The organism is Dorea sp. (assembly GCF_977044405.1).
In genome coordinates, this window is record NZ_CDRRQK010000045.1 from 1 (window position 1) to 10,131 (window position 10,131).

Sequence of the window (10,131 nt, forward strand, 5' to 3'; positions counted from 1 at the left end):
CAAATGATACATCATTATGCATCGCCATATAAACGGCATTCTCCAACGTGTTAATCTCCAATTCTTCGGGATCCTCATAGCTTGTTCCGTTCACTGCATTATATAGATCCAGCAGTTCTTTTTTGTCCTGATACAATAGTTCAAATATTCTTGCTTTGTACTTTGGATTCACTGGCAATAAATCTGTATTCGTGCACATAACAGACCTCCTTTGTTGAATGCGCAGGAGATTCTGTCTATCGTCAATCATCATCACATCTAACATCGGATCATTCTCGGATTTTATAATCTCTCTGCTTGTTTTTTGGGAAATATGAAAGCATTGAGATTTCTTACTGTCTTTTCAGACTGTTGGAATGATTTAAGATATGATATCAGATGCAGTTAATACTGCTTTTTCCAGAAATATAATGCTTTGAGTTTATTAAAACATAAATATATTTGCTTGTCCACTATATTTTATAACAAAGTTAGATAAACTTCTAAATCCGAATATTCTAAATTACCTTTTCTTATGACTGTCGAGCTAAACAACTAGCACGACAGCCAATTATATCGCCTTTTCTTATATTGTTTATTTCTTTTAATTCATCACCCAGAAAATTCCATTGTATCCCATCTTATATTCAAAAGGTACAATCAACCTTCTTAACACTTCCTGTACTTATGTTTATCACCAATCCTTCTTCTCCTCTTTTTGCTTCCAAGAACACTGTTTCTTCATCTATCCACTTCAAATTTCCCAAATACTGTACAAAGTAAAATTCATTTGGTTTCGTTTCTAATAATACAAATTCTCTATTTTTTTCCTTACCTGTATACTTTCCGAAAAATATTTCTACTTTTTCAATTTCATGTACCAATGCTATTTCTGCAGTTATTTTTTTATTTTTCTTTCTTCTCCATACCCATTCATTCCTATCATAATACTCTATTAATCTTTTTTCTCCTTGGCAATCTATATATTCTATTTCTTTTAAGTTTATAATTCTTCCCTCCCCGCAACAGACATTTTCAAACGGCTGGCTTTCTATTTTTTTAATTTTTTCGAGGAATTCCTTCTTCTTTAAGTGCAGCACTTTTCCACAACATATCAGTCTGACAAGCCAAATTCAAGCAAGCGTTGCTTGCCTTTTTCAAAATATGCAATCGAGTTACTTGCTATTGTAATAATTACCCTCATTTGTGACATATATGCACGTCACTAAATAGTTTCCACAAAAAAAAGAGGCTTTTGAATCGAAAATTCTCTCTCAAACTTTCTAATTCAAAAACGTCTTTTTATAAACTCATATTATCTTTTAAAATGCCTTTTACACCTTCCAAAGGTCATATCAGATGAATCTTTTCAAGCTTCTTTATATACTCACAATTGCCTTAAACTGATCACAGTCAATCTTTATATCAAATTCCCCATCCAGCGCTTTTGCGTATGTGCTTACGATTGCAAGTCCCAGGCCGTTTCCCTCGCTGCTTCTTGCTTTATCACCTCTTGCAAAGCGCTCGATAATGTCTTCTTTTTCAAAATCCATCGGATAAGCCGATGTGTTTGTGATCTCCAGAACATTTTTCTCTCCGGATCCCAGCACATCCTTTTTGTATGTCTTTACGAATACTCTGGTTCCTTTTGCCGAATATTTTAATGCGTTCTCTATCAGGTTCTGGCAGATGCGGTAGAAGTATGAATTATCGGAATATATTTCCGTATCTTCTTCTGTCAGCTGTGTCACGAATGTTAATCCGCTGTCTTTCATCTTATCATCCATATCTGCAAATATCTGTTCTATCAGCCGGTTGAGTTCAAACTTTTCTTTGTGCAGTTCTATGTTGCCACTGCTTGCTTTTGCAAGAGAGAACAGGCTGTTGATCATCTCTCCAAGCTTCTCTGCCCTGGATGAAATTACATCCACATAGTCTTTGACGACATCGCTTAATTCTTCCTTCTTAATAAGCTCCAGATAACCCACGATCGAAGTCAGCGGAGTCTTCAGGTCATGCGATACATTTGTGATCAGATCCACTCTTAACTGATCGCTTCTTGATACCTTATCCAGACTTTTCTTCTCAATCTCAAGCGCCTGTTCGAGACGTTTCTGGAAGAAGATTTCTGTGCGTTCCATAATCTGATCTAATTCTTTGTTCCAGAATTTTCTTATGATCCAAAGGCAGCCTATATATTCAATAAATACACTGATGACCACGACATATCCCAGTGCATAATTCCATCCCCACTGTGAATTAACACTAATCTGCCACAGATAGACAACTGCTATTGCCAGTTCTGCTGCAAATATATTGCGGAAATGTTTTTCGGATTCCTTTGATTTTTCTTTCCATCTCTGATAATAGATACTGTCGGCTGTCTCCTGTTCTGCTCCTGCTTCCGGCATATCTTCTGTCCAGAACCGATACCGAAAGCCTATATATCTGCGCAGCAAAAGACAGATTCCCGGCTGTAGAAGTACATTTGCTATTCCTCCTATCCTCCATACTGCCCATGTGCTGTAATAGTATCTGTCTACTATCATTATAAAGAATAAGAAACTTCCCACAATACACAACAGCATTCCGATGATACAGTCATAATATTTTTTCAGAAAGCTTTTTATTATTCTAATCATATTTTTCCATTTTGTATCCAATACCCCACACCACCTTTACATATCTTGGTTTCTTTGCATCAATCTCTACTTTTTCGCGGATATGGCGGATATGTACCATTACCGTATTTTCAACCGTGTAGTCAGCTGTTTCCTGCCATACATTTTCATAGATCTGTTCTGCCGGAAAGACCTGCCCCGGATGGCTCATTAAAAGTTCCAGAATCTTATATTCTGTTGCAGTCAGATGTACCTCTTCACCTTCTACGAATATCACCCGCTGTTTTTTATCCAGCATCAGTCCGCCGTTGACGATCTTATCCGGATCTTTCTTTTTTGCCGGTTCTTCACCGCCCCAGGCTCTGTATCTTCTAAGGTGTGCTTTTACTCTGGCGATCAGCTCTGCCGGATTATATGGTTTTTCGATATAGTCATCTGCCCCCAGCGTAAGTCCCGATACCTTATCACTTTCCTCTGTCTTCGCCGATAAGATAATGACCGGGATCCGGCTCTTTTCTCTTAATTTCATAAGTGCTGATAATCCGTTCAGTCTCGGCATCATTACATCCAGAAGAATCAGATCTACATGCTCTCTTTCCATAATATCCAGTGCTTCCATGCCATCATAGGCCTTCAGCGTCTCATATCCTTCATACTTTAATAACTCACTGATGGAGTAGACGATTTCTTTATTGTCGTCCACGACCAGGATTTTCTCTGTCTCCATCTTCCCAGGTTCCCCCCTCTCTTCTTTTGTACACCCGCCAATCTTCGTGTACAATCACAATATATATGGAACGTTTTAAAAATTTTCCGATGTAAATCTTAAAAATTTCTTACGATAAATCAGTTTACTACATATGCCGCAAACTTGCCACCGGCAACTTTTCTTGTATACTTTGGTATACACAGAACCTGACACTGGCTGTTTCTCTTGCATACTTTGATCTAAAAAAGGACAACCCGTTTCCAGATTGTCCCCATACCTAGTCATCATCACTATGCAGCGAAGAATAGAATGCAATTCCAAGTATCACCGCCCCTCCGACCAGTTCGCGGATCGTCGGAACTTCTCTTAAGAACAGCAGTGCAAATACAATTCCATACACAGTCTCCATTCCTGAGATGATTCCCGCTGTCTGTGCCTTTACACCCTTTTGCGCTGTTACGTATAAGGAATATGCGATCGCCGTACATAAAAATCCTATCGTCGCAACTCCTGCAAAGTCAACCGGTCTCCAGGTTGCTTTTACCAGTACCAGCGCCGGAAGCAGGGCAATTGCCGCTGTTCCCTGCTCATACAGACAGATCGTACGTCCTTTATATCTGCTTGAAAAATAGCGGTTCGATAATGTCATCACCGCATAGGTAAAGCTTGCAAGCATTCCCCACAAGATTCCGACTGTCACCTTATTTTCTACTGAAAATTCCGGAATTGTGATCAATACGCCCAACAGAAGAATCAGTGCATTCAATATATTCTTTCCGCGAATCTTCTCATGAAAAATCAGTGGCTCCAGAAACGTCAGGAATAACGGGAACGTGGAAAATGTAATCGTTCCAATTGCTACTGACGATGTCTGTATCGACTGAAAGAAGCTTGACCAGTGGATTGCCATTACCAATCCCGTCATGATCATAAGTCCATAGTCTTTCTTACAGTTCAGCGTCAGTTTATCTTTACAGAACAGCGAAATAAGCAATAGCAATAACGAAGAACAGATCACTCTTCCCATTGCCACCTGTACCGCCGGTACCTGCACATACTGTCCGATGACTCCCGAAAAGCTGAAGCACATAACCGCAATATGCAGCAGTATGACATTTTTTCTTGTATCTTTATTCATAGATTTCTCACTCATATTTTTTCTGCTTTTTCCTCCCGTGTCTTATATACTCTTCAGACTTTTTATCTCTTATTTTTACAAAGCCCTTTTCCGAATACATTTTTCATCCTCTATCAGTAATATTTCTGATTTCTATATTACCGATATAGAACATAAGTATAGCATATTCTTCACACACTATGATACAAGAAATCTATCTTTATGAGCTTTAATTGATTTTTTCAATCTTTTTCAGCCGTTCTATCTCAGCTTCATCAATCTCACGCAGTACCTTACATGGATTTCCCACTGCTACAACGTCCGATGGAATATCTTTTGTAACGATGCTTCCTGCTCCAATCACGGCATTATCTCCTATATGAACTCCCGGCACTATAACAGCACCCGCCCCGATCCAGCAGTTTCTTCCTATCCTGATACGCTTATTATACTGATACCCCTGCCTGCGAAGTTCCGGCAACAGTGGATGCCCAGCCGTAGCAATTGTTACATTTGGCCCGATCATCGTATAATCCCCTACATAAATATGTGTATCATCCACCAATGTCAGATTAAAGTTCGCATATACATTCTTTCCAAAATGTACATGCTTCCCGCCAAAATTCGCATGAAGCGGCGGCTCTATATAGCAATCTGTTCCAATCTCTGCGAACATTTTCTTTAATAATTCCTGTCTCTTTTCCTGCTCTTTCGGTCTTGTTGCATTGTAATCATATAATAGTTCCAGGCAGTCGAACTGTTCTTTTATAATCTCCTCATCTCCTGGAAGATATAACTCTCCTGTGTGCATCTTTTCTTTCATTGTACTCATAACATTTCTTCTGACCTCTCTTTCCTAATATTCCATACTGTTTTCACTTTTCCAGAGTGTGTCTGAAAATGCTTTCTAAAAGATATAGACCACAAAGTGGGATGTGTAGATTGCAGAAATGATTTTTCAAACACATTCTATCGTGTTTCCTATATTTATCTGTAGATTTTAATATATTCTTCTTTCTCCCTTCTGCATATCAGATGATATGTAACATCTACTTCCTGATCTGTCAGCGGAATCACCTTTCTGTCCTTTAGTAAATGATTCACATCCGTCGCAAAATTCGTCGTAAAGCAAAATAAAGTAGACGACCGGATCAGCTCCTCAAATGCAAACTCATCCGTCTGTACCAGAAATCTTGACGCCGGCATCTTCTGATGACAAAGATTGGTCCAGAATCCAATCTGGTCCCGCAACAGGCAATTGTATCCATTTAACTGATCCATGGATAATTCCTCATACTGTGCAAGTTCGTGTTCTTTTGAAATGCAGACATTTAATTTTTCTCTCAGATAGGTAACATCTACTAATGTCTCCTTTTCCTGATTGTTTATAATTCTCGTTTCTAATGCCTCTTTCCTTAATAACTCAGCTTCTGACATCGCATTTTCTAAGCATTCTTTGCCATCTACGTATCTCTCAATTGCCCCCGGAAGAATCCCTATATCACATTCGCCGTCCCTTACGTGCTGTATAATCTCATTTATATCAGATAATAATCTGGATGATATCATATTCTCATGGTATCTGGCGGTAATGTCCGGAAGCAGCGTCCAAAGTGGTGCCGGCGCACAGGACTCAACACGGATGGTATGCATACTTTTATCAAATGCCTGAACTGTACGAATCGTATTTTCTGCTTCTTCTAAAAGCTTCTTCGCACACTCCACTGCTTTTTCCCCGGTCTCATTCAGTGTGATCTTATTTTTCCCTCTGTTGAACAAAGTTACGCCAAATTCTTCTTCTACATGCTGCATGGTTCTGGTGATCGTTGGCTGGGAGATATTCAGAACTTCGGCTGTTCTGGATAGTGTCCCATACTTTGCAAATGCTGTGAACTGTTTCAGTTCATTTAGATTCATCATATCCCTTCCTCTTTCTTTTATTTTTCTTTGTTCTTATCTTACTATTCATTTTATGAAATCTGCTTTTCTTATTTTCTATTGTACATTTTTTCCATCACAGTGTAAATTTAAAATTGTAGAAAGCAGGTTATTTCCACAATTGCTACTATGATCATACGGATTTTTCACTTCAGCGGATTTCTGCCTATGAACTGTAGCTCATCTCTTGCTTTTCTACACAGCTTTGCAACCATATTGCACTGCTATATAAACTACAAATTACATTTCACATTTTTTATTACAGGAGGTATGGAACATGGAATATGTAACATTGAATAATGGTGTAAAAATGCCAATTTTAGGATACGGAGTATATCAGACTCCACCAGAAGATACAGAACGCTGTGTACTGGAAGCCATCCAGACCGGATACCGCAGTATTGATACTGCACAGGCTTACGGCAACGAAGAGGGCGTTGGAAACGCCATTGAAAAATGTGGACTTCCAAGAGAAGATCTTTTTATCACTACAAAAGTATGGATCACAAATGCCGGATATGAAAAGGCAAAAGCTTCGATTGAAGAATCTTTAAAGAAATTAAAAACCGACTATATTGATCTTCTGCTTATCCATCAGCCATTCGGTGACTATTATGGATCTTACCGCGCTATGGAAGAAGCTTACAAAGCCGGCAAAGTAAGAGCAATCGGAATTTCCAACTTCTACCCTGACCGTTATCTGGATCTGGTACATTTTGCAGAAGTAAAGCCTGCTGTCAACCAGGTAGAAACTCATCTGTTCCAGCAGCAGAAAGTTGCAAAAGAATATATGGCAAAGCACGATACACAGATCATGTCATGGGGACCATTCGCAGAAGGCAGAAATGATTACTTCAATACACCTGCTTTGAAAGAAATCGGTGAAAAATACGGAAAAACACCTGCCCAGGTTGCACTTCGTTTCCTGATCCAGAGCGGTGTTGTTGTTATTCCAAAGTCTGTTCACAAAGAGCGTATGGAAGAAAACTTTAATGTATTTGATTTTTCGCTTTCTGCTGACGATATGAAGATACTGGAAGCTTTAGATACTGAAAACAGTCTGTTCTTCTCACATCATGATCCGGCTACGGTTGAGTGGTTTATGAGTATTGTGTAATCATACAGATCTGCTTCTCATAATTTTATCAAATATAATATTTATATAAGTAAAAATCCCTGTAGAAATGTACTGTATGCACTTAGATTTCTACAGGGTTATTTTGTTTCTTTATCATCTTTATACTATTGCTTCCATGCTTTTCTGAGTTATTTTTCCTTTTCCGAAAATACATCCAGAAATTTTTTCACCGTCTCTGACAATGCTTCATTCTTCCGCCAGATCAGAACACATCCACTGTGAAGTGCCGGTTTCATCGGTACAAAAGTAAGCTCATCATAATGATTGCCAACCTCAAAGCAGATAGCCGCTCCGATTCCTTTTTGCACAAAGATTGCAGCATTATTCAGAAGATTATACGTTCCGGTCACATGAAGCCTTGGATAGAATTCTCCAAACCAGCTTTCCAGTTCGTTCTTCACCAGATCTCTTTTTACCATAATCAGTGGTATCTCCGCCAGGTCTTCTGGGGTTACAGATTCTTTTTGTGCAAGCTTTGAATCTTCTCTTATCAGAATGCCCCATTCTTCCATCTGTTTCATCCGGATAAAATTATACTTGGAAATGTCTACCGGTTCTGTGACCATTCCAAGATCCAGTAAGCCCTTATCCAGTTTTTCCTTTACATCATCTGCATTTGCCGTATAGAGTTCATACTGAACCATCGGGTACATTTTCTGAAAATCCGCAATACTTTCTGCCAGTTCATGCATACTTCGGCTCTCACCGCAGCCAATGATAATCTCCCCTGCCAGTTCTTCTTTTTGTTCTTTAAATTCTCTTTCCGTACGTTCTGCCAGTGCTACGATATCATGTGCACGTTTTTTCAAAAGTATCCCGTCTTCAGTCAGATAAATATTATGTTTTCCGCGCTTAAATAACTTCGTTCCCAGTTCTTCTTCCAGTTGCATTAACTGTCTTGACAGGGTCGGCTGTGTGATATGAAGTAGTTTCGCTGCTCTTGTAATATTCTCTTCCTGCGCCGCCATGAGGAAATATTTTAATACACGAAGTTCCATGTCGTTCTTCCTTTACATTTCAGATTTTTATAGCTTTATTATTTATCATTCCCTCTCATCTATGAATCTGATATCTTCATAGACAAGTGAAAAGTCAATCTCGCATTTACCATCGAATATCCTGACAGAAACTTTATCCGAAAAACCATATATCATTGGTACCTCTTCATTCTCCAACTCATATATACTTCCATCAATCTGCTCTTCTGTCTTCCGGGATCGTCTTTTTTCATATTCTCTTTTTTCATCGTTTCATCTCGCCCTCAATCCACGTCATGATGACATCCACCAGATATTCCTGCTGCACTTTACTTAGTTCTCTGCCTGGGCGCATCTTATGCCATTTATATATGCATCCCCTGCAGCATGTCGCGGTTGCGTGCTGTGCTATGAATACCGGGTGTCCACGCATTGGCGTCTGCTTCCCGTCATTTGGAATCACCGCCGGTGCTTCTCTCTTTGCAATAAAGTCTTCTGCGTGACGCCTGATGGTATCCATGCCTTTTTCACGTATATATACCTTGTCTTTTTCTTTCAGATGAAAACTACTTCTGAATTTTGACTGTTCCAGATGGGAAAATAATTGCTGATACCATTCTTCCTTGGTCATCTTTTTTACGCCTCTTTTCATTTTGCAAACGCGTTTCAACCTATCCTTGTTACTATATTAACATATACTATAGAATTTTTCTACTTTACGAATCTAACATATTTAATTTTTAACGGATTGACTCAATAAGCCACTCTCATCATCTTCATTCTTTGCGTACATCTTTATAAATTTCCTCTCTTTATTCTTCTATATTCTAATGGTGCTACACCATATTTCTTTGCAAATACTCTTGCAAATTTTCCCTGATTCTCATATCCGACTGCATTTGCGATCTCAATCACTTTCAGATCCGGGAGAGATCCTGCATGATCAGAGATTCTGCTTCTCTGACAATCGAAATCTGGGATCTCGTATAATAATTCCTCGTTTCGCTTTCATTCGGCATCTGCATCAGTTCATATAGCAGCCGGATGGTAAGATATCTGAGTATTCCCATCTGTGGCTCTTCTTTTATCTTCCAGATTTCTTTTTTTCCTGCTTGCCATGATATTTGCAGGGATCATCTCCGGGATTGCCTCAGCCATACTGGTACCGCTGGCATCTGTCCTTAGAACCTTCCTTGCTTCGATTGGAACGCATCCGCGTCTGATCTCATTACTCTGTGATGTAATCATCAATGTATTATAGAATCTCTGCTCGGTGTGCTGAACACTTTATACGGTACAGGAGGAAACCTTGTAAGTTCTACTTTTGGTGCAAAAACCGCCGGTAGTGCCGCAGATATTTCTACCATCCTGTCGGCAAACTTTACCAAAGCACAGGGACTTGCTTTTATCTTTGCCATCAGCTTTAATATGCCTTGTGTCAGCGCACTTGCCGCAACCGCACGAGAGACACATTCTGTAAAATGGACAGCTAAGATTGGTCTGTTCTATACGGTTTCGGCGCTGATCGTGTTGTCCATATCAGAGGGCTTAGCATGAGCAACCCATGTAGGAATGCTGTCTTCACGCACTGCATATCCTCCATTGGAAGTAAAATTGGTTACAAAAAGAGTTTTTACCACATTTCCATCCAT

General features: G+C 39.3%; 13 protein-coding genes and 1 pseudogene. 2 read left to right on the plus strand and 12 right to left on the minus strand.

Annotation, left to right across the window (positions count from 1 at the left end; genetic code table 11):
- From ACWJAF_RS13450 to ACWJAF_RS13480, 7 genes and pseudogenes are all read right to left on the minus strand, one after another.
- Positions 1 to 199 (minus strand): annotated as a pseudogene (locus ACWJAF_RS13450) (hypothetical protein); the annotation flags it as partial.
- A gap of 427 nt (positions 200 to 626) precedes the next feature.
- On the minus strand, positions 627 to 1,079 hold the full coding sequence (locus ACWJAF_RS13455) for a hypothetical protein (RefSeq protein ID WP_448864617.1): 453 nt from the start codon (positions 1,077 to 1,079) through the stop codon (positions 627 to 629).
- A 279-nt stretch (positions 1,080 to 1,358) separates the two neighbouring features.
- The gene (locus ACWJAF_RS13460; protein ID WP_448864619.1) at positions 1,359 to 2,621 is read right to left on the minus strand and encodes a sensor histidine kinase; all 1,263 of its coding nucleotides are present in this window, start codon (positions 2,619 to 2,621) and stop codon (positions 1,359 to 1,361) included.
- Positions 2,614 to 3,327: a response regulator transcription factor gene (locus tag ACWJAF_RS13465; RefSeq protein ID WP_448864621.1), complete on the minus strand. Its 714-nt coding sequence runs from the start codon at positions 3,325 to 3,327 to the stop codon at positions 2,614 to 2,616. Before ACWJAF_RS13465 ends, ACWJAF_RS13460 begins: the two co-directional genes overlap by 8 nt.
- A gap of 259 nt (positions 3,328 to 3,586) precedes the next feature.
- Positions 3,587 to 4,462, minus strand: a complete 876-nt coding sequence (locus ACWJAF_RS13470; protein ID WP_448864623.1) for a DMT family transporter — start codon at positions 4,460 to 4,462, stop codon at positions 3,587 to 3,589.
- A gap of 193 nt (positions 4,463 to 4,655) precedes the next feature.
- Positions 4,656 to 5,258, minus strand: coding sequence for a sugar O-acetyltransferase (locus ACWJAF_RS13475; protein WP_448864624.1), 603 nt, complete (start codon positions 5,256 to 5,258; stop codon positions 4,656 to 4,658).
- 155 nt (positions 5,259 to 5,413) lie between these two features.
- Positions 5,414 to 6,346 (minus strand): LysR family transcriptional regulator, encoded by a 933-nt coding sequence (locus ACWJAF_RS13480; protein ID WP_448864626.1) that lies wholly within the window; start codon positions 6,344 to 6,346, stop codon positions 5,414 to 5,416.
- A 295-nt stretch (positions 6,347 to 6,641) separates the two neighbouring features.
- On the opposite strand from ACWJAF_RS13480, the gene ACWJAF_RS13485 reads away from it, so the two are divergent.
- Positions 6,642 to 7,481 carry an aldo/keto reductase gene (locus tag ACWJAF_RS13485; RefSeq protein ID WP_448864628.1) on the plus strand — a complete coding sequence of 280 codons (840 nt, stop codon included), beginning with the start codon at positions 6,642 to 6,644 and terminating at the stop codon, positions 7,479 to 7,481.
- Positions 7,482 to 7,630: 149 nt separating this feature from the next.
- Here ACWJAF_RS13485 and ACWJAF_RS13490 read toward each other — a convergent pair whose 3' ends face one another.
- The 5 genes from ACWJAF_RS13490 to ACWJAF_RS13510 all read right to left on the minus strand — a co-directional run bounded on the left by ACWJAF_RS13490 (position 7,631) and on the right by ACWJAF_RS13510 (position 9,727).
- Complete coding sequence (locus tag ACWJAF_RS13490; RefSeq protein WP_448864630.1) at positions 7,631 to 8,500, minus strand: LysR family transcriptional regulator; 870 nt, start codon at positions 8,498 to 8,500, stop codon at positions 7,631 to 7,633.
- 244 nt (positions 8,501 to 8,744) lie between these two features.
- Entirely contained in the window at positions 8,745 to 9,110 is a 366-nt protein-coding gene (locus ACWJAF_RS13495; RefSeq protein WP_296033971.1) for a DUF4186 domain-containing protein, read from the minus strand.
- Between the two features lie 164 nt (positions 9,111 to 9,274).
- A complete protein-coding gene (locus tag ACWJAF_RS13500; RefSeq protein ID WP_331469234.1) occupies positions 9,275 to 9,394 on the minus strand; it encodes a helix-turn-helix domain-containing protein in 120 nt (39 codons plus the stop codon).
- Positions 9,395 to 9,396: 2 nt separating this feature from the next.
- Positions 9,397 to 9,549: a hypothetical protein gene (locus ACWJAF_RS13505; protein ID WP_448864632.1), complete on the minus strand. Its 153-nt coding sequence runs from the start codon at positions 9,547 to 9,549 to the stop codon at positions 9,397 to 9,399.
- The gene (locus ACWJAF_RS13510) at positions 9,509 to 9,727 is read right to left on the minus strand and encodes a hypothetical protein (protein ID WP_448864634.1); all 219 of its coding nucleotides are present in this window, start codon (positions 9,725 to 9,727) and stop codon (positions 9,509 to 9,511) included. The genes ACWJAF_RS13505 and ACWJAF_RS13510 overlap by 41 nt, the downstream gene beginning before the upstream one ends.
- Positions 9,728 to 9,754: 27 nt before the next feature.
- Here ACWJAF_RS13510 and ACWJAF_RS13515 point away from each other — a divergent pair, with 27 nt between their 5' ends.
- A complete protein-coding gene (locus ACWJAF_RS13515; protein ID WP_448864636.1) occupies positions 9,755 to 10,036 on the plus strand; it encodes a hypothetical protein in 282 nt (93 codons plus the stop codon).
- Positions 10,037 to 10,131: the final 95 nt, after the last annotated feature.